Here is a 19,858-nt window from a genome sequence, read left to right as displayed (position 1 = left end):
TCAGCGAGAGATTCCCTACAATCCGCCCATCTTGCAGATGAGGGTCCATTCCGCGTCCGTCACCGGCTGTACGGAGAGGCGGGAATTGTTGACGAGGATCATGTCCTTGAGCTTGGGCTCGGCCTTGATCTCGTCGAGGGTGACAGGCCGCTTGAACGGCTTTAACGCCTTGATGTCGACCATGCCGAACTTGCCGGTCTCATCCGTATGGTCGGGGTAGTACTCCTTGATCACCTCGACGATGCCGACAACGGCCTTGCCCTCGTTGGAGTGATAGAAGAAGCCCTGTTCACCTAATTTCATCGCCATCATGTTCTGCTTGGCGACGTGGTTGCGCACGCCGCTCCAGAACGTTCCCTTGTCCCCTTGGGCGACCTGGGCGTCCCAGGACCAGACAGAGGGTTCGGACTTGTAGAGCCAGTGAGCCATAGTTCTCCTCAATGCTCGGATTTGATCGGACGGTTCATCAGGGCGTCGACGGCCTGGTCGATGGTCGAGGAACCGCTGAGCACTCGCTCGACCGCTTCCGCGATGGGCATGTCGATGTTCTTCGCACGCGCCAGCGTCACGAGGGCGCTCGCGGTGGCCGCGCCCTCCACCAGCTTGCCGCCGGCGGCGGCCTCGGGGGAGAGGCCCTGGCCGAGGCGCATGCCGAAGGCGAAATTGCGGGACTGGGCGGTCGAGCAGGTCAGCACGAGATCGCCGAGACCCGAGAGTCCCATCAGCGTCTCCGCCTCGCCGCCATAGGCGCGGGCGAAGCGCAGAAGCTCGGCGAAGCCGCGCGCGATCAGGGCCGCCTTGGCGCTCTCGCCAAGGCCCCGCCCCGCCACGGCGCCGCAGGCGATGGCAAGCACGTTCTTGGCCGCTCCGCCGATCTCGACGCCGCGCACATCGGTGCGGTGATAGACGCGGAAAGTCGGGCCGGAGAGAGCGGTGGCGATGGTCTCGGCAAGAACCGGGTCCTTGCAGGCGAGCGTCACGGCGGTCGGCAGGCCCCGCGCGACGTCGTCGGCGAAGCTCGGTCCCGAGAGCACGGCCACGGCCCCCCCGGGACGGACGGCCTCGACCACATCGCAAAGGAAAGCGCCGGTCTCACGCTCGATGCCCTTGGCGCAGAGCACGAGCGGCGTCTCGCGCGGGAGCATGAGGCCAAGGGCCGCCGCCATCTCCCGCGTCGTCTGCGCGGGCGTGACAAGAAGGACGGCCTCGGCGCCGGCAAGGTCGGAGAGGGCGGAGGTCGGCCGGATGCTCTCGTGCAGGCGGATGCCGGGCAGGAAGCGCTCGTTCATCCGCGTGGCGGCAAGGGTGGCCGCCTGTTCGGGGCTTCGCGTCCAGAGAATCACGTCGTTGCCGGCCAGGGCCGCGACATTCGCAAGGGCTGTGCCCCAGGCTCCGGCTCCGGCGATGCCGATCGTTCCCATAAGATCGCCTCGGACTTACGACGGATCGGATGCGAGAAACGCGTGCCGGGACAAGCGGTAGAGCACGCTCATTCGAAGCGGATGATCCTCGGGCACGGCGGGGTGCGGGAAATCATCGGCCGGGTCATACACCATGCCAAGCTTTTCCATCACCCGGCGGGAAGGTTCGTTCTGCACGGCGGTATAGGCGACGATCTCGGCAAGATCGGTGCGGCTGAAGACATCCTTCAGAGAGGACTTCGCGGCTTCTACCGCATAGCCCTTGCCCCAATAGGGTTGATCGAGCCGCCAGCCGATCTCGACGGCGGGCGTGAAGGGCAGTTCGCGCACGATGCGCCAGATTCCAACGAAGCCGATGAAGTCGGCGATACCGGGTGCTTCCACCGCCCAGGGACCGAAGCCGTCGAGTGCGAAGCGGTCGTCGAGCCATTGCGCTTCCGTATCGCTCTCCTCCCGGGTGCGCATCTTGTGGAAGAAGCGCATCACGTGGGAATCGGCGTTGAGGCGCGCGTAACCGGGCCTATCCGTGTCGCGCCAGCGGCGCAGGATCAGGCGCTCGGTGCGGATTTCGTCCGGGCAGGGCTGCATCATGCCTTCGCTCCGGCTTCGTCGCGGCTCGAATCGAGCGGCCAGCGGGCGCGGGCCGGGGCGGAAATATCGTCGATCAGGCCGAGCCGCAGGCGCTCGAGCCCGGCCCAGGCGATCATCGCGCCGTTATCGCCGCACAGGGACAGGGGCGGGGCGATCAGACGCAGGCCCGTTTCGACCGCAAGGCGCTGCAGGGCTTGGCGCATGGCCTGGTTGGCGGCAACGCCACCCGCCACCACGAGGGCGGTCGGATGGCCCGCGATGTCGCGGAACGCGCGCAGGCCCACGCGGGTACGGTCCACCACCGCGTCGACGATGGCGGCCTGGAAGCTGGCGCAGAGATCGGCCACGTCGCTCTGGGTCAGGGGCGCGATGCGCTCGGCCTCCAGCCGCACGGCGGTCTTCAGGCCCGAGAGGGAGAAATTCGGCTCGGGCCTGCCCATCATCGGGCGGGGCAGGTTGAACCGTTCCGGATTGCCTTTTGCGGCTTCCTTTTCCACATGCGGGCCGCCGGGATAGGGCAGGCCCAGCAGTTTCGCCACCTTGTCGAAGGCCTCGCCGATGGCATCGTCGATGGTGGTGCCGAGGCGCACGTAATCGCCGACGCCTTTCACCGCCACGAGCTGGGTATGCCCACCCGAGGCAAGCAGCAGGAGATAGGGAAAGCCGATGCCGTCCGTGAGGCGCGCGGTCAGCGCATGCGCCTCCAGATGGTTCACGGCCATCAGCGGCTTGCGGGTGACGAGGGAGAGGGCCTTTGCGGTGGTGAGGCCCACCAGCACGCCGCCGATCAGGCCGGGGCCCGCCGCGGCGGCGATGCCGTCGATGTCGTTGATGGTGCAGTTCGCGTTCTTCAGGGCCCGTGCGACGAGGCGGTCGACCACCTCCACATGGGCCCGGGCCGCGATCTCCGGCACCACGCCGCCATAGCGGGCATGTTCGGCGATCTGGCTCAGAACCTCATTGGAGAGGATCTCGCCGCGTCCGTCGAAGCCCACGCCGACTACGGCGGCAGCGGTCTCGTCGCAGGTCGTCTCAATCCCGAGAATGCGCATGATCGTTCAAGCTGTGGTTCGGTTGGAGCATGATCTCTTCGGCAAACCGGTTCCCACTTTGCCGGATCATGCTCTTAAGCTGATCTTTCGGGCTTCACGGCCCGCCTGTCCTCCCCCTATAGTCCGCCCCGCCATACAAGATCAAACACCGATCTCATTCGACAGGAGAAGACAGTCAGAATGGCCGATTCAATCGCCCTGGTCATTGGAACGCGAGGCAGCCCTCTGGCGCTGGCCCAGGCCCATGAGACGCAAAGGCGCCTTGGCGCCGCTCATGGCTTTGCGCCCGAACAATTGCCGCTGCAACTCATCAAGACGACGGGCGACACGATTCAGGACCGGGCCCTCTCGGAGGCCGGGGGCAAGGGGCTGTTCACGAAAGAGCTCGACATCGCGCTTCTCGAAGGCTCCATCGATCTCGCCGTCCATTCCGCCAAGGATCTGCCGACCGTCCTGCCGGAGGGCATCGTGATCGCGGGCTATCTGCCGCGTGAGGACGTGCGCGATGTATTCATCAGCCGGCGGGCGAAATCCCTCCGCGATCTGCCGGAGGGTGCGGTGGTTGGCACCGCCTCCCTGCGGCGGCAGGCCGAGGTGCGCCGCCTGCGGCCGGATCTCAAGGTCGTGCTGCTTCGCGGCAATGTGGAGACGCGGCTGGCGAAGCTCGATCGCGGCGAGGTGGATGCCACGCTTCTCGCCATGGCGGGGCTGCGGCGGCTCGGGTTGACCGACCATGTCACGGCCATTCTCGACACCGACGATTTCCTGCCCGCCGTGGGGCAGGGTGCCATCGCCATCGCCGCCCGCGCGGGGGACGAGCGGGTCCTGCAGATGCTGCGGCTGATTCTCGATGCGCAGACCGGTTATGCGCTCGCTGCGGAGCGGGCGTTCCTCACGGTTCTCGACGGGTCGTGCCGCACGCCGATTGCGGGCCATGCTAGGCTCGTCGGCGGCGAGCTCGAAATCCGCGGCCTCGTGCTGCGGCCCGACGGATCGGATGCTCTCGAGGTCATCCGGCGCGGCGCTCCCGCCGATGCCGCCGCCTTGGGCCACGAGGCAGGACTCGATCTGCGCTCCCGCATGCCGGCCGGATTCCTCGATACCTGATGCGGATTCTCGTCACACGCTCGCAGGACGACGCCGAACGTACGGCCGGACGGCTTGCGGACCTGGGCCACGAGGCGATCCTCGCTCCCGTCACCCGGATCGTGTCCACGGACGACCCCAAGCCCGTCGGGTCCTGGGATGCCCTCATCGTCACGAGTATCCATGCGGGCCCGGCCCTGGCAGTCCTGAGGGACAAGCATTACCCCGTCTTCGCCGTCGGCGAGCGCACCGCCGGCGCGGTACGGGAGGCGGGATTTACGTCCATTGCGGTGGCGGAGGGCGATGCGAAATCCCTCTCCGCGCTGATCCGCGGCCGCCTCGAGCCCGGCAGGTCCCTGCTGCACGTCACCGCCCGGCATCACAAGGATGAACCGGCCGCCTCGTTGCGCGCCGCCGGTTTCCGGGTGGAGCAATGGGAAGCCTATGAGGCCGAGGCTGTCGAGAACCTTTCTCTTGCCGCCGTCGAGGCCCTGCGCACTGGTCGGATCGATGCCGCGCTCCATTATTCCCGGCGGAGCACGGAGCTCTTCATCCGGCTGACAGAGGAGGCAGGCCTGACATCTATCCTTCGGACCGTCCTGCATCTGTGCCTTTCGGACGATGTGGCTGCTCCCTTCGAAGCCCTTGGAATTCCGACGCTTGCCGCGTCGCGGCCCGATGAGGATGCGCTTCTGGCGCTTCTGGCTACGCTCCCGTGACGCCTATGATCTCTTCCTTTACGATCTCTCCTTAAAAGGGAACGAAAGGCCGCGCTCAAGCTTGCCTCATTTGCATATCAAGAGTGACCCGTGACCGATTCATTTGATTCCAAAGCTTCGAAATCCTCCCGCAAGAAGCCCCGGCGCGAGCCGGCAACGATCGATCTCGAGGCGACGGTGCTCGACGACGGGCAGCATGCGGAGCAGGCACCGGACGAGGTCGAGCGGCTCGTGACGGAGGCCATGGCGGAATCGGAAGCCTCGCTTGATTCAGGACCTGGCAAGGATTCGATCGAGGCGAAGCCGGAATCGGACACGATCGACGCAAAGCCCGCAGCCTCGAACCCCCCTCCGCCTCCGCCGCCACCTCCGGCGGAGCCGCCCCGGCGCACGTCGCCGGGTCCCCTGATCGGAGCGGGCCTGCTCGGCGGACTTGTTGGAGCCGGCCTCGTCTACGGTCTGCAGAGCTGGCGGACGCCGGTCCAGGACGACCAGCGCCTGACCCGGATCGAGCAGCGCATCTCGGCTCTTGGCCAGCCGGCCAATACCCAGGCGCTCGACAGCCGCATCAAGGCGCTGGAGGAGGCCCGCGCCTCCGTCGATCAGCGCCTGCAAACCGCCCAGGGCGCGGCGGAGCAGGCCGCGGCACGGGCCGACGAGGCGATGAACCGGCCGGTGCCTCAGACATCGGCTCCACAAAACGATGCGGCCTTGAAGGACCTGTCCGATCGTCTCGCCGCCCTGGAAGGACAGGTCCGGACACAGACGCGAGGGACACAGCAGAGTGCCGAATCGGCGCAGGCCCTGCAGCAATCGGTGCAGAATCTCGACAGCCGCGTGGCCGAGAACGACCAGCGCCTTGCGACCCTGTCCCAGGAGGTCGCCAAAGGTCCGGACGACACGACGCTTGCCGCGATCCGCATCTCTCTCACCGAGCGCCTGAACGATGCCCTGCGTCAGGGTGTCCCTTATGCCGACGTGCTTGCGGCTCTCAGGAAGATCGAGAGCGATTCCGGGCGCCTGGCTCCGCTCGAGCCTTTCGCGCAGCAGGGAGCGCCGACGGCGGCGGAACTTTCGCAAAGCTTCAAGTCTCTGAGCGCTGCGATCCTGCGCGACGACCGCGCGGCGGCCGGCGGCTGGACCGACCGGTTCTGGCGCATGGCCGACCGGATCGTGACCATCCGCCCGGTAAACGAGCCGGGCTCCACCGGCGTGCCGGGCCTCGTCGCCCGTATCGATCAGGCGCTCGAACGGGGCAATGTGCCGGAGGCGGTGGCCGCCTGGGCGGCCCTGCCTGAACCGTCGCGGCGGATCACCGAGGAATGGGGGCGGAAGGCGAAGGCCCGGGCCGAAGCCGATGTGGCCGCCCAGGCCCTCGCCAAGGATGCCCTTGCCGCCCTCAATCGTCCGGCGCAGCAATAAGGATCAGGCCAGCATGTGGCGCGCTCTTGTCTTCATCGGTCTTCTCTGCGTCGCGGCTTTCGGCGCCGTCTGGCTCGCCGATCGTCCCGGCACCGTCCTCGTCACCTTCGGCGGCTACGAGCTGCAGACCTCGGTGGCGGTCGCCGCGGTTGCCCTGGCCGCCATCGCCCTGATCCTGGCGCTGCTCTGGGCCGGAGTGACCACGATCTTGCGTCTTCCCTCCCGCCTGACCTTCGCCTCCCGCGCGCGGCGTCGCGCACGGGGCTATCAGGCCGTGTCGCGGGGCATGGTGGCCGTCGGCGCGGGCGATCCGATCGCCGCGCGCCGTTATGCCGGAGAGGCCGAGCGGCTTCTCGGCCATGAGCCGCTGACGCTTCTCCTCAAGGCGCAGGCGGCCCAGGTGTCCGGCAACCGGGCGGCGGCCGAAGCTGCCTTCACCCAGATGATGGAGGAAGACGACACCCGCGTGCTCGGCCTGCGCGGCCTGTTCGTCGAGGCCCGTCGTCGCGGCGATGCCCTGGCGGCCCGCGAATATGCCGCCGAGGCCGTCCGGCTCGCGCCCGCCGCCACCTGGGCGAGCGATGCGGTTCTCGAGGCACGCTGCGCGGAACGCAACTGGCGCGGAGCGCTGGAATCCGTGGAGCGCCGGGCCTCGCTCGGCCTTCTCGACAAGCCTACGGCGAAGCGCCATCGGGCCGTGCTCCTCACGGCCGATGCGCTCGACCGGGTCGAGCACGACCGGGAGGGCGCCTTGAACAGCGCTCAGGATGCCTTGAAACTCGCGCCGACGCTGATCCCGGCCGCCGCCCTTGCCGGGCGTATCCTGTCGGACAAGGGGGATCTACGCCGCGCCGCCAAGGTGGTGGAGACGGCCTGGCGCAGCCACCCCCACCCGGATCTTGCGGAAGTCTATCTCAACCTGCGCCCCGGCGATTCGGCCTTCGACCGGCTCAAGCGCGCCGAGACCCTGATGAAGCTCTCCAACGGTGCGCCGGAAGGACGGCTCGCCGTGGCTCGCGCCGCTCTGGATGCGCGCGAATTCGCCCGCGCCCGCGCTGCCCTCCAGCCTCTCCTGGTCGAGCGCCCGTCCATGCGTGTCTGCCTGCTCATGTCGGATCTGGAGCAGGCCGAGCACGGCGCGACCGGCCGCGGACGGGAATGGCTTGCCCGCGCCACGCGCGCGCCGCGCGATCCCGCCTGGATCGCGGACGGGGTCGTGTCCGACCAATGGGCGCCGATCTCGCCCGTTACGGGCCGCCTCGATGCCTTCGTCTGGCAGGCGCCTCCCGATGTGCTCGTGGCCCCCGAAATCGCCATGAGCGACGATGTGACCGCCGATCTCGACGACGAGCCCAAGGCTCTGCCCGTCGCAGCGACCGAGGAGGTGTCACATATCCCTGTCCAGCCGGCCTCGGAAGGCCGCCCCGCCATCGCGGAGAGCGAAGAGGAGGCGAAGCCAAGCCCGTCGGCGACGCCGATGAGGGACAATGCATCCCCGCCGCGGCCTGAACCGGTCGTCTTTCCGGCGACGCCGCCGGACGTCCCCAGGCCGAAGGAAGAAGCAGTTCCCGCCCGCCGCGGAGCCTTCTCGATATGGTGAGGCGATCGATGCCGCGCCATCTTCGGCAATCGTCCCTTGCCAAGCGCTAGCCTTGAGGTTATGAGGTCGCGCTCTCTGATCGCATGATCGTGACGCCGCAATAGCTCAGCTGGTAGAGCACCTCATTCGTAATGAGGGGGTCGGGGGTTCGAATCCCTCTTGCGGCACCATTCTTCTCCTCAATGACAATGAGTCGGTGTTGCGGATCGCTCGTTCGGTCTTGCTAGACGATGTCACGGCTTTGCAGTCCTAGCTCGCATGAAGACGGCGCGATTCCGGCGGGTCTTCATCGAGTCAGGCCGATCCTCATGCGCCAGCGCTCTCCTGTCGCTCCTGTGGGCGAGCAGGCTTCCGGCGTCTGGTTTTCGAGATGAGACGGTCCGGCAATCAGGCTGCAGGCATGAATGGATCGCCGCTCCGAGGATTCCCCGTCGATCTTGACCCTCGGCGTGAAATCGTCGGCTCCCTTCACACTATGGTGACGAGCCTGGATTCTGGCCGTGGATGGGGAACGTGGGTTTCGCAGGTGACGTTGACTCGTTGCCCTTCAGAAAGAGGCTCCCATGCGTAAATTCATCTTCACAACCTTAGCGGTCGTGGTGGTTGGTGCAGGTTCTGCATCGGCCGCGTTAGCCGCCGAAGCTTTGTCGCCGGACGAAATGCAGGCGTTTCTTCAGAAAGACCAAGCGGCCCACCAAGTCGCGTCAGCTCCGAGGCAATATTCTGGAAGGCGCGTCTATTATGGACAACGCGCCGTGGTTCCATATGAACCTGGCGTCACCGGCGCCATTGGAGTGCCTAGCGGTCCTTATGCTGCCGGCCCGGAACTTTGGCCCTCATGCCTTCAGGGGCCGCCCGTATGCACCGCCGCCGGTTACCCCAATCTTCGTTGGCTCCGCGAAACCCAGGGCGGCTATTGAGCGCCCGATCAGACCGCATCGCTCTTTGAGACCGAAACCACCATCAGTCGATGGTGACATCGATACCGCCTGCTCCAAAAAATTAAGGCCCGGGCAAGCCCGGGCCTTTTCCATCGTGAACGCGACAGGACTTAGTTAGTAAGTGCTGAACTTGTAGTTTACAGCGGCACGAACCACGCCGAACTCATGGTCTCCGCGATTGCCGCCGCCCACGAAGAGCGCTCTGGTGACGGGATCGAACGTCGTGCCGGCGAAGCGGTTGTTGTTATTGTCCAACTGAACCCACAGACCTTCGACACGTGCCGTGAAGTTGTTGGTGAAGGCATATTCGACGCCGCCGCCGGCCGTCCATCCGGTGCGGGTATCGTCGTTGCTGCAATTGACGAAGCCGCCGCAGAAATTGTTGTTGCCGCCACCGCCGCCGCCATAGGCGAAACCACCCGTGGCATAGACCAGCCAGCGGTCAAAGGCCACACCGGCACGGACACGCACCGTGCCGAACCAGTCCACGCCACGTAGACCGCCGCTCGGGACGACGACCGTGCCGGGTGGCAGGCCGGGGCCCGTCAAAACGGCGAAGGTCGGCGTAAAGCCGAAGAAGTCGTTGTTGTTATTGTCCGTGGCGATGCCCTGAATGTCGGTCTCCGCACCGATGACGAACGAGCCGACCTGATAGTTGTAGCCGACCTGGCCGCCGCCGGTGAAGCCGCTCTGGTTGCCTCCGTTGCCGAATCCAAATCCCGAGAGCGTGCCGGATGTCGTGGCGAATGCCCCTGGGAACGTTCCGGCAGGGATGAAGACACTGCCGCCAAAATCATCATGATTGTTATTGTTGCTCCAGGCTCCGCCGACGTTCACACCGGCATAGAAGCCCGTCCAGGTGAAGATCGGAATAGGGGCAATGACCGGAGGAGCGGCTCGGACCGGGAGGTCGGCAGCCGTTGCGGCGGTGGCAGCAAGAGCCATGGTTGCCGTACAGGTAAGAAGGCTAACAACGAGCTTTTTCATAGGTTCGGGTTCCTTCAAGAGGATTCACGAAGGGATAATAGGAGATGAATATTAAAAATAGCTATTGCCACGGTGCAACACGTGCAGGTTTTGTAGAATTTTTATCTGTCTCTAAAGTAGTAATACTTTAGATTAATTAGAAAGCCTTTTGGCTCTTTCGTATGGTTGCCGGCAATGGAAATTGACTGCAGCTTGGCCGTATGACTTAACGTAAGATGCTTTTGGAGCGACACTCCGAAAGACGAGGAGATGACTGAACCTGTCCTAGCAATGGGACAGGTTCTTTTTGACAGCAACCAAGTGCTTTGCTCAGCGTCTCAACGTGGCGCCTGGCATAGGCAAGTGTCGGCCGGATTAAGAACCCGCGCAATCCATGGCAATTTCTGCCGAATTGGATGGCCCCTCGCTTAAGCGATGTTTCCTTGAAATCCGATAGGGTAACGCTCGGCGGATTACAGAAAAACTTGCTCAATCATCACATGCGAGTTGTGAGGCCATGGCAAACAATCATTTGAGTTTCCGCTACGCCATCCTGTAAAGTTCCGCCATGCCGACCTTCAAGCAGAACCATACATTTGTCGAAACTTCTCGGAATTTCAATTCTCAATAACGTTCCGGCTCTGATGGCCTATGTCGATTGCGATGAACGTTATCTTTTCAACAACAACGCCTACAAGGATTGGTATGGGGTCGACCCACTGTCGATCCGAGGCCAAACGATCCGAAGCGTTGTCGGCGATCGCAATTACACGCGTTTGAAGCCGTTTATCGAGCGCGTCCTTGCCGGCGAGCCTATCCTCTATGAGGAGAGCCTCATTACCGCGACCGGTCCCCGCTATGTTCAGGGCAGCTATTCGCCCGACCGCGCGGAGGACGGCACGATCCGCGGTTTCTTTGTCCTCGTGTCGGATATCAGCGAGCGCCATCGCCTCGAGTTGCGGTTGAAGGAAAGCGAGGCGCGCTTTGCCGGAGCGTTCCAGTCGGCAGGGATCGGCATGGCCATCGTCAGCCCTGAGGGACGCATCCTCCAGGTCAATCCCGCGCTCTGCATCATGTTGGGCTATACGGAAGCCGAGTTCGACACTTTGTCCTTCCAGGACATCACGCATCCGGACGATCTGGCCGCAGATCTTCGTTCCTTCAAGGACATGCTGGCTGGGACACGGGTCGCTTACACGATGGAAAAGCGCTACATCCACAAGGATAGGCATGAGATCCACGCGATCCTGAACGTATCTCTGGTTCGAGATTTCGATGGTGCGCCTCTGCACGTCGTTGCGCAGGTCCAGAACATCACGGATCGCAAGATCGCGGAGGACAGGCTGTTCAGGGAGCATGAACTGTCCCAGGTCACGCTGCGTTCCATCGGCGATGCCGTCATCACCACGGATGTAAAGGGAGCTGTCACGTCTCTCAATCCGGCTGCGGAGAACATGATCGGTTGGCTTTCCGAAGAGGCGAAAGGCCGACCGCTGCATGAATTGTTCACCATCGTCTCCCGCAATGACGATGCAATCTTCTCCTTTCCTCGGCCGCAGGAAATCGAAGAGGAGCGGTTCGTGTTGCATGGGTCGGGCTGGCAGGCCGCGAACACAATGCTGGTGCGTCGGGACGGCGTGGCGATCCCGATCGAAGAGACGGCCGCTCCAATCCGCGACCGCTTGGGCGAGGTGGTCGGTCATGTGCTGGTGTTTCACGATGTCACCAAGCAGCGGACGCTCACGGCCCAGATGGCCTATCTCGCTCACCACGATACCCTTACCGATCTCCCGAATCGGATCCTGTTCAAGACGCGCCTCGAACAGGCGATCGCTCAGACGCGTCACAGCGGGGCGTCCGTGGCGGTTCTGTTCGGCGATCTCGATCGTCTCAAGCTCACCAACGATACGCTCGGCCACGGTGCCGGGGACCAACTGCTCAAGGAGGCGGCGAGCCGGCTGCGCGCCTGCGTGCGGGACAGCGATATGGTAAGTCGCTGGGCCGGCGACGAATTCGGCATTCTTCTGCCCAACGTGACGGACGCCTCTGTCGTGGCGACCGTCGCGCAGCGAGCGATCACGTCGATCGCAGAGGCTTTTCACCTCGCCGGGGTGGACCAGCCGGTCAATGTCGGAATCAGCTTCGGGATCAGCCTTTATCCCCATGACGGACGCGACAGCGACACGCTCATGCAGGCCGCCGATGTGGCGCTCTACGAGGTGAAGCGGAACGGTAGAGGCAGCTATCAGTTTTTCTCGCGTGGCATGAATGACAGGGCCCGGGAGAGAACGCGCATCGAGGCGATGCTCAGGCAGGCGGTCCGGACCGAAAGTTTCGAGCTTCATTATCAGCCGCGCATGGATCTTTCGTCGCGCAAAGCTGTCGGTGTCGAGGCGCTCGTGCGGTTGCGGAATCGGGACGAGCTGATCGCCCCCTCCCGCTTCATCCGCATCGCCGAAGAAACGGGGCTGATCATGCCCATAGGATGGTGGGTGATCGAACGGGTCTGTCAGCAGCTGAAGAGCTGGGCGGGGACGGATCTCGGCGGTTTGACGGTGGCGCTGAACGTCTCGCCCGTGCAGGCGCGGCGGGAGGATTTCTACCCGTCGCTCCTCGCCATGACGGCGAAGTACGGCGTTCATCCGTCTCAGATCGAACTCGAGATTACGGAGAGCACCCTGGTCGAGCCCGGACCGAGCATCACTGCCTGCATGAATCTGTTGAAGGATGCGGGATTTGCCATGTCGCTCGACGATTTCGGCACGGGCTATTCGAGCTTCTCCTATCTGAATCGGCTGCCGATCGACACTTTGAAGATCGACCGGTCTTTCATCCACGACGTGGCTTCACCGCAGGGCGCCGTGGTCGTGGATGCGATGCTCGCCCTTGGCAAGGCACTTGGAAAGAAAGTGGTGGCCGAAGGCGTCGAGACACAGGAACAGCTCGATTGGCTCATGGACAAGGGCTGCGAGGAGGCGCAGGGATACTTCTTCTGTCCGCCGCTTGCCCCGGACGAACTGGCGACGACCCTGCAGGTACGAGCGCTTTTGCAAAGTCGGGCATCCTCCATGGATGCCGGTTCATGAAAAATGCTCAATCCTCTCCGGATGAGACGCATTCTCACCAGAGAAACCGGAAAGCTGGTTTTGCTTCGGCCTTGATCCGCCGATCGTGAATGTCCCTACAGGACGACGATTCCGGCGTGTTTCGCCTTGTTGTCCGGCTCCACGTGAATCGTGATCAGGGCGTCGTCGATTTCCGATTTCAGCGCCCGCTCCAGCCGGTCGCAGATGTCGTGGGCATCCGTGACGCTCATCGCGCCGGGCACCACTAGATGAAAATCGATGAAGGTCACGCGTCCGGCGTGACGAGTGCGCAGATCATGCGCTTCGATGGCGCCTTCCGCATTCAGCGCGATCACGTCGCGGACGCGTTTCAAGGCCGTTTCCGGCACGGCCTCGTCCATCAGGCCGCCAATACTCTCCTTCATCAGGTCCCAGCCGGACCACAGGATGTTGACGGCCACGACCGCCGCGAGCGCCGGATCGAGCCAGTGCCAGCCCGTGAGCGGGACGAAGAGAAGGCCGGCCAGAACCCCGACGGATGTATAAACGTCCGTCAGAAGATGGCGGCCGTCGGCCGTCAGGGCCGGTGAGCGGAGCCTGCGGCCTTCGCGGATCAGCATCCACGACCAGACGGCGTTGATGAAGCTTGCCAGCGCATTGACGGCAAGGCCTTCCATCGGGATGTCGAGGACCTTGGGATTCATGAGCCCATAATAGGACTCGCGGAGGATCATCAGCGCGGCGACGATGATCAGCACGCCTTCGAGCACTGCTGAAAAATACTCGGCCTTGTGATGCCCGTAAGGGTGGTTCTGGTCGGCAGGCTGGGCGCTCAGGCGAATGGCCAGCAGGGCCGCCACCGCCGTCACGAGATTGATGATGCTCTCAAGGGCATCCGAGTAGAGCGCGATGCTGCCCGTAATGTAATAGGCAGCGTATTTCAGAGCAAAAACGACAGCTCCGATGAAAATGCTGCCAATGGCAAGTTTTTGGAGCTTGTCCATCGTGTCACAGTGAAAAGCCGGTAAGGGATCGGGGGTTCAGGGCGACCTTATAGAGCCCATTGCCGCGCGAGCAAGTCTTTGTTTCTATTTGCAAATAGCTTGCAGGAGCGCGCCCGGCGAATCCGCCGTCGACAAGCCCGGAAAAGCCTCAGACATTCTTCAGAAGGCGCGATTCGAGGCGCTCGTAATAGGTTCTCAAGGATGGCGCCAAAGCCTGGCATTTCTCGATCAGGGCCAGGGCTTCCTCTTCCTGTCCGGCGCGCATGCGTGTGAGCAGGCGGGCATGCATATCCTGGAGCTTGATCAATTCCGGATCCCCGCTGCGCGCCACCGGCGCGACGATGGTGAAGATGGCCGATTCCGTTGACCGCCCTCTCACCGCGATCCGGTCGAGCTCGATCAGAACGTAATGCTCGCGCACCGCGTCCGCCGTTGCAGGGCCGAGGATCAGCGATACGCCGTATTCCTTCGACAGGCTCTCCAGGCGCGAGGCGAGGTTCACCGTATCGCCGAGCACGGAGTAATCGTAACGCCAGCGCGAGCCCACATTGCCGACCACGCAATCGCCCGTGTTGATGCCGACCCCGATGGCGAAGGCCGGGGCAAGGTCGCCGTCCTCCTCCCGCAGGATGCCGTTCAGCGTGCCGACCGCCTCCATCATGCGCAATGCCGCGCGCACCGCGCGCAAGGGATGATCCGGGCTCGGCAAAGGCGCGTTCCAGAATGCCATCACGCAATCGCCCATGTATTTGTCGATGGTGCCGCCCTCGACGAGGACGGCCTCCGAGAGCGGATCGAGCAGGCGGTTGATGAGAGTGGTGAGGCGTTCGGGCTCATCCTTCAATCTTTCCGACAGACTCGTGAACCCGCGCACGTCGCAGAACAGAACCGATAGATTCCGGCGCTCGCCGCCGAGCTTGAGCGCCGAAGGGTTGCGGGCCAGCTGCGCAACGAGATCCGGCGACAGATAACGGGAGAAAGCTTCCGACACCGCATGGCGCATCCGTCGCTCATGGGCGTAGTCGAGGCCGAAGCGCGCGCCGAAGACTCCGAGCGTCGCCGCAACGGGCAGGGCAGGGGGCGCCCACAGGCGGCCGAAGCGCAACAGGGCCCAGGCACCGATGAGAAGCAGAGAAATGGCGAAGACCGCCGAAAGGCCCGTGCGCCAGGAGACACCTTTCCGGCAGAGGGAAGCGGCGAGAAACGCCGCCGCGATCATCAGCCCAGCCATGGTGGGGCGCGAGACGGGCACCGCGTAAAGTCCGTGGCGCAGATTGTCGAGAATCGTCGCATGCACTTCGACGCCGGCGGTGAGGCTTTCGCTGAAAAGCGTATAGGGAGTTGCGAATGCATCGGGCGCGCCGCTATCGGGCGAGGTTGCCGCCTTGAGGCTCAACCCCACGAGGACGATCTTGTCCTTGAACCGGCCCGGCGGCAGAAATTCCTGCGGATCGAGCGCCTGATAGTATGACACCGTCGGGTAGGTTCGGCCCGGGCCGAAATACTGGATGAGCGCATTCTCCGGCGCGGGCTGCGGGGGCTCCCCGCTGAGACGAAGCGCTTCTGCTGCGAAGCTGTCGGGGATGGAAGGAATGCGACGCAGATAGGCGTCGCCGTCGAGATCGACCGATGTGATGCCGGGTGTCGCACCTGCATTCAAAAAGGCATCGATGGGATTGACCCGCGTCGTCTGCGTGCCCTGATCGAGCGGGGTCGTGACATCGTCTGCCGCCAGCACCACATCGGGTCCGAGCGATGCCGCGAGTGCGCGGTCGGCTTCCTCCGTCGAGGGTTCGGCGAAGATGATATCGAGGGCGATGACCTTCGCGCCCGCCGCCCGGAGTTTCTCGATGAGCTGCGCGTGAAGATTGCGCGGCCAGGGCCATCGCTGCCCGATCTCGGAAAGGGACGGCTCGTCGATGGCGACGATGACAGTGCCCGGCTGTGGCGGGCGTGGCGGCGCGATGGTGGAAAACAGGTCGTAGAGCCGCGCCTCGACGAAGTGAAAGGGCTGGAAGAACGAGACCGGAATCAGAAGAGCGGCGATGAGGAAGGCGATGGCGTAATGGCGGATCGCCTTTCTTGGGTCCTGATCCTGCTCTGCCGGAGCCGTCCCGTTGCCGTTCACCATGGCGCATGATCCGCTGGATGATCACGGTCCGGCGACAGGATCGTGCGCCGTTTCATGAGGGGAGAGCGTGTTCGGACGCAAAACCGGATTCCGCTTGTGCTGATCACGCTCTAGAACCGTGCCTTCAAGGTTGCCGCAAAGGTTCGTCCCAGCCCTGGAATGCCCGGCGCGAGTTCGTAATTCCGGTCGAACAGATTGAGGACCGTCAATCCCATCAGAAGCCGCCGGTCCGGCGTTTCCCAGGTCACGGCCGCATCCGTGGTCCAGTAATCGTCGAGCTTTACGCCGGTGAGATCGCCCGTACGGTCGCCGACGAAAGTCTCCACCAGGGTCAATTTGAGCCGGCTCGGATGGACGAAGGTGAAGCCGGCGCGTGCGAAATGGCCCGAGATGAAGGGCACATCGAGACCAAGCGCTTCGTCGGAGCGGATCTCGGTGGACGTCATGCCCACGGTCCCGAACACGCCGATGCCGTAGCCGAGCCAGAGATTGGCCGTGGCCGCCAGTCGCTCGATGCGTGCCTTGCCGATCGCCAGGGTATCGAAGGTGTTCGATACGGGAAGGTCGAGGTCACGCATGTCCTGTCGTTGATATTCGACGGCGGTGAAGACATGCGGCGTCCATTCCGCATCCCAGCGCAGGGCCAATGTGTCCATCCGGCCGCCGAGGGCGAGCGGCAGGGCGTTGGGCACGAGGCCGACCGTGGTCACGGGCGCCAGGGTAAAGGCGAGCGGCAGGTCGCCGTCCCGGCGATAGGCTGCTCGCAGCCAATGTCCTTCGAGGGGCGAGATGCCGATGCCGAGGCGCGGAGAGACCGATGTATCGGAGGGCTGTCTGCCGATATCGGTGAAGGTCCGCTGCACGCCCGCCTGCATCTCGAACCTGTCGGAGGGACGCCAGAAAGTGTCGACATAAAGCCTGTTGGCGCTGAAATCCGTATCGGTCCGGTCCGCCGTATCGACAGGCTCGCTCTCGCCGGTCTGCGCGTTGTAGACGATACCCCTTCCGAAGGTGCTTGCGAAAACCCGCCCGGTCTGCCCCTCGAATCCGTAGCGCAGGGTGAAGTCGCCGAAGCCGATGGTGTGGTTCACCGCCGCGACGGCGCCTTCGGTGCGCGTCATGTTGCGCTGCCGCTGGGCGATGATGAGCGGAAAGAAATCGGCGCTTGCCGCATCGATGTCGCGGTGGTCGAGGCCGCGATTGGCATAGACCGCCGCGGTCAACACGTTCCTGTCGGCGAAGCTGTGGCTCCAGCCAGCGCCCGCCTGCATGGTGGTGAGTTCCTGGTTGCCGGCGAAGGAGCGCACCGGCGTGTCGATGCGCGCAAGAGGCGGCTCCGCTTTCGCCGCCGAGCCGAAGATCAGGAAACGGTCCGCCGCCGTCGGCGCGATACCCAGGAAGAGGGATGCATTGTCTGCTTCCTCCTTGTCGATCGCACTTCGCCCATTGGTTCTGACGCGCCCGGCGGACAGGGAGAACGCGGTCGGAAGAGGTTCGTTCGAGAAGCCCTGAACCGTGCCGTCGGCTCCCCAGCCCACCTTGCCGTCCCTGACGATCAGGCTTCCGCCCACCTCCGTATCGATGAACGGGCGACGCAGGAGATCCTGACGGCCGACGCGGCTCGAAACGGCAAGCGGATCGAAGAACAGGCCCTGGACCGTCAGGGTGAAAGCCGTCAGATCCGTATCGTTGCCTTGAATGGAGGACGTGTTCGGCTGGGTGGTGAGCAGGTTCGGCCGACGGGCGACGGCCTGGTCGAAATAGCTCGATGCGGTGAACGGGTCGAAAACCCGGTCGCCGTAGAAGCGCGCCCATTCGTTCAGGTCGAGAAACCGATAGGCCTGCGCCGGATAGGAGCCGGCCTGACGGTTCACGGCGAGCCCGGCGAAGTCCCCGCCACGCAACCGGAAGCGGCGTACGGATTCACGCGCGCTCAGGATCGCCTCATCGGCGCGATACTGATCGAGCGCGATCGCCGTCCGCGCGATCGAGACGATGGGGTCGTTCGGATCGAGCCTGTCGGCATTGTCCAGCGCCTGCATGGCGAGATCGTCGTCGCCGCTCTGGTAATAGGCGATGGCGGTGGCAAGCAGCCCCTGGGAATAAGCCGGGTTGGCTGTCGAGCCCGCGAGAATCGCCTCCAGTCCCTTCGCTGTTTCGCCCTTCTGGAGCAGGTAGCGCCCGAGCGCGATATAGCCGGTGCTGAAAGCGGGATCGATGGCGAGCGCCTTGTCGATCAGCGCCTTCGCCTCCTCGACGCGGCTCTGGTCGAGCAGCACGATCGCAAGATTGGCATAGGCGACCGGGCTGTCCGGGTCCTCCGCGATGGCCCGCCGCAGGGCCTCCTCGGCGGCGAGCGGTGCGTCGCGCGTGGATTCGAAGAGGCCGATCATATTCCAGATGTCGGACTGGCCCGGCGCCGTAGCGGCGGCCTGCCGCAATTCCTCGATCGCCCTTTTGACCTCGCCGTCGATGTCGCCCCTGACGACGCCGCTCGCCAGCAGCACGGTCGGGTCGCTCGGATCGACGGCGCGGGCGCGCTCGACCGACCGGCGCATCTCGTCGCGATGGTTCAGGGCGAGCGACATCTGGGCCGAGAAGACGGCAAGGCGCGTATCCTGCGGGAAGCGCTTCTCGGCCGCTCTTGCCGCCTCGGCCGCAGCCTTCAGATCCTGCCGGAAGCCGAGCACGAAGGCGCGGGCCAGCGCCGCATTCGCATCGTCGGTGCCGATCCTCGGCTCGGGGTAGGCCCGTTTCGGATCGGCAAGCGATGCCGCGATATAGCGGCCATAGGCTGCGCTGACGCGGCGTTTCGTGTCGAGACCTTTTTCCGCGCGGGCGAACAGGGAAGCCGCCTCGCTCCAGCGACGCTGCGCACCCAGAAGCATGCCCTCGACCAGATCTGCGCGGGCGCGCTGTGTTCCGCTCAAGGAATGGCGCCTGGCCTCGGCAAGGGCCTTTGCCGCCACGGCCCGCCCGTCGAGGGACAGGGCGGCCTCGGCGAGGCTCAGCCAGTCTTCCGCCCGCCGGGCATCGGTGGGAATGGCCTCGATCCGCGCCCGCTCGACCCGCAGGGCCGGGCCCTTGAGCGGCGTTGCGGGAAGCCAGGTAAAGGCATCCCGCAGCGTGAGATAGAACAGCATCTGTTCGCGGTCGTTGGAATTCACGAGGATGAATTTCGTCGGTGCCTGTCCGATGGCTGCCACCGCTCCCTCGCCCTGCCGGACGGTAACCGACCCTTGCGCGTTGCGCAGTTCCACCACGCCTTCGAGAACGACGAGAGCGGTCTTGCCCGAACCGTCTACGGAGAGAGACCAGTCGGTGCCGCGGATGGCCGCCACCGCTGCCGGCGTCTTCACGTCGACGCCTGTGCCGCCGCGCGCCGCGCGGGCCCAGATGGTGCCGGCCTGTAGGCTGAGTTCTGTCGTGCCGCCGTCAGCGCCTGCGACCTCGTTCACGGTGAGGGTGGAGTTGCGCCCGACGCGAATCTGCGTCCGGTCCGCGAACAGGATCGCCAGGTTGCCGAGTGTATTGGTGCGCAGCACATCGCCGCCGATCACATCCTGCCTGACCTCGGCGGCGCGCCAGCGCTCCTCCCGGATGAAGCGCAATTCCTCGCCGCCCTTGGTGGCCACGATCGAGCCGGCAATGGGCGTCGGGCGCGGCACGGGGGATTGCGCAAGAGCGTCGGTGAAGCCGAGTGCGGCTGCGCTGGTTACCGTCAGAAGGCGGAGAAAGCGGGATGGCATCGGAAGCCGCTATAAAGGTTACAACATATCTGAAGTAAGGCGGAGCTTACTTCAGGGAATGGTATCTTTAAAGAAGATTCGGATGCTCCTGGAAGTGTTTCCCCGCACATG

The 19,858-nt window shown here is 64.4% G+C and carries 13 protein-coding genes and 1 tRNA gene; 6 read left to right on the top strand and 8 right to left on the bottom strand.

The window, feature by feature from the left end; translation table 11 throughout:
• Positions 1–15: 15 nt before the first annotated feature.
• The 4 genes from AB4Y97_RS08445 to tsaD are packed head-to-tail and all read right to left on the bottom strand — an operon-like array spanning position 16 to position 3,064.
• Positions 16–429, bottom strand: coding sequence for an EVE domain-containing protein (locus AB4Y97_RS08445; protein ID WP_441998581.1), 414 nt, complete (start codon positions 427–429; stop codon positions 16–18).
• 8 nt (positions 430–437) lie between these two features.
• Positions 438–1,421, bottom strand: a complete 984-nt coding sequence (locus AB4Y97_RS08440) for an NAD(P)H-dependent glycerol-3-phosphate dehydrogenase (RefSeq protein WP_441998580.1) — start codon at positions 1,419–1,421, stop codon at positions 438–440.
• Positions 1,422–1,436: 15 nt separating this feature from the next.
• Positions 1,437–2,012 carry a GNAT family N-acetyltransferase gene (locus tag AB4Y97_RS08435; protein ID WP_441998579.1) on the bottom strand — a complete coding sequence of 192 codons (576 nt, stop codon included), beginning with the start codon at positions 2,010–2,012 and terminating at the stop codon, positions 1,437–1,439.
• Positions 2,009–3,064: a tRNA (adenosine(37)-N6)-threonylcarbamoyltransferase complex transferase subunit TsaD gene (gene tsaD, locus AB4Y97_RS08430; RefSeq protein WP_441998578.1), complete on the bottom strand. Its 1,056-nt coding sequence runs from the start codon at positions 3,062–3,064 to the stop codon at positions 2,009–2,011. Before tsaD ends, AB4Y97_RS08435 begins: the two co-directional genes overlap by 4 nt.
• A gap of 180 nt (positions 3,065–3,244) precedes the next feature.
• Between tsaD and hemC the strand changes: the two genes are divergently transcribed.
• The 5 genes from hemC (at position 3,245) to AB4Y97_RS08405 (ending at position 8,061) form a co-directional block, all read left to right on the top strand.
• A complete protein-coding gene (hemC, locus tag AB4Y97_RS08425) occupies positions 3,245–4,171 on the top strand; it encodes a hydroxymethylbilane synthase (RefSeq protein ID WP_441998577.1) in 927 nt (308 codons plus the stop codon).
• Positions 4,171–4,869, top strand: a complete 699-nt coding sequence (locus tag AB4Y97_RS08420; protein WP_441998576.1) for a uroporphyrinogen-III synthase — start codon at positions 4,171–4,173, stop codon at positions 4,867–4,869. Before hemC ends, AB4Y97_RS08420 begins: the two co-directional genes overlap by 1 nt.
• A 90-nt stretch (positions 4,870–4,959) precedes the next feature.
• Positions 4,960–6,291, top strand: a complete 1,332-nt coding sequence (locus AB4Y97_RS08415; RefSeq protein ID WP_441998575.1) for a COG4223 family protein — start codon at positions 4,960–4,962, stop codon at positions 6,289–6,291.
• Between the two features lie 13 nt (positions 6,292–6,304).
• A complete protein-coding gene (locus tag AB4Y97_RS08410) occupies positions 6,305–7,891 on the top strand; it encodes a heme biosynthesis HemY N-terminal domain-containing protein (RefSeq protein ID WP_441998574.1) in 1,587 nt (528 codons plus the stop codon).
• A 94-nt stretch (positions 7,892–7,985) separates the two neighbouring features.
• Positions 7,986–8,061: transfer RNA gene (locus tag AB4Y97_RS08405), tRNA-Thr, on the top strand.
• Positions 8,062–8,946: 885 nt separating this feature from the next.
• Here the strand turns inward: AB4Y97_RS08405 and AB4Y97_RS08400 are convergent.
• A complete protein-coding gene (locus AB4Y97_RS08400) occupies positions 8,947–9,819 on the bottom strand; it encodes an outer membrane protein (RefSeq protein WP_441998573.1) in 873 nt (290 codons plus the stop codon).
• Positions 9,820–10,394: 575 nt separating this feature from the next.
• Here AB4Y97_RS08400 and AB4Y97_RS08395 point away from each other — a divergent pair.
• Positions 10,395–12,884 (top strand): sensor domain-containing protein, encoded by a 2,490-nt coding sequence (locus tag AB4Y97_RS08395; RefSeq protein WP_441998572.1) that lies wholly within the window; start codon positions 10,395–10,397, stop codon positions 12,882–12,884.
• Between the two features lie 95 nt (positions 12,885–12,979).
• Here the strand turns inward: AB4Y97_RS08395 and AB4Y97_RS08390 are convergent, their stop codons facing one another.
• The 3 genes from AB4Y97_RS08390 to AB4Y97_RS08380 form a co-directional block, all read right to left on the bottom strand.
• Positions 12,980–13,867 carry a cation diffusion facilitator family transporter gene (locus tag AB4Y97_RS08390; RefSeq protein ID WP_441998571.1) on the bottom strand — a complete coding sequence of 296 codons (888 nt, stop codon included), beginning with the start codon at positions 13,865–13,867 and terminating at the stop codon, positions 12,980–12,982.
• Between the two features lie 148 nt (positions 13,868–14,015).
• The gene (locus AB4Y97_RS08385) at positions 14,016–15,998 is read right to left on the bottom strand and encodes a CHASE2 domain-containing protein (protein ID WP_441998570.1); all 1,983 of its coding nucleotides are present in this window, start codon (positions 15,996–15,998) and stop codon (positions 14,016–14,018) included.
• Positions 15,999–16,108: 110 nt separating this feature from the next.
• Entirely contained in the window at positions 16,109–19,747 is a 3,639-nt protein-coding gene (locus tag AB4Y97_RS08380) for a FecR domain-containing protein (RefSeq protein WP_441998569.1), read from the bottom strand.
• Positions 19,748–19,858 lie beyond the last annotated feature (111 nt).

Source organism: Microvirga sp. 2TAF3 (genome assembly GCF_052114965.1).
In the GTDB taxonomy this organism is placed as follows: domain Bacteria; phylum Pseudomonadota; class Alphaproteobacteria; order Rhizobiales; family Beijerinckiaceae; genus Microvirga.
This window is presented reverse-complemented; position numbering and strand designations above follow the sequence as displayed.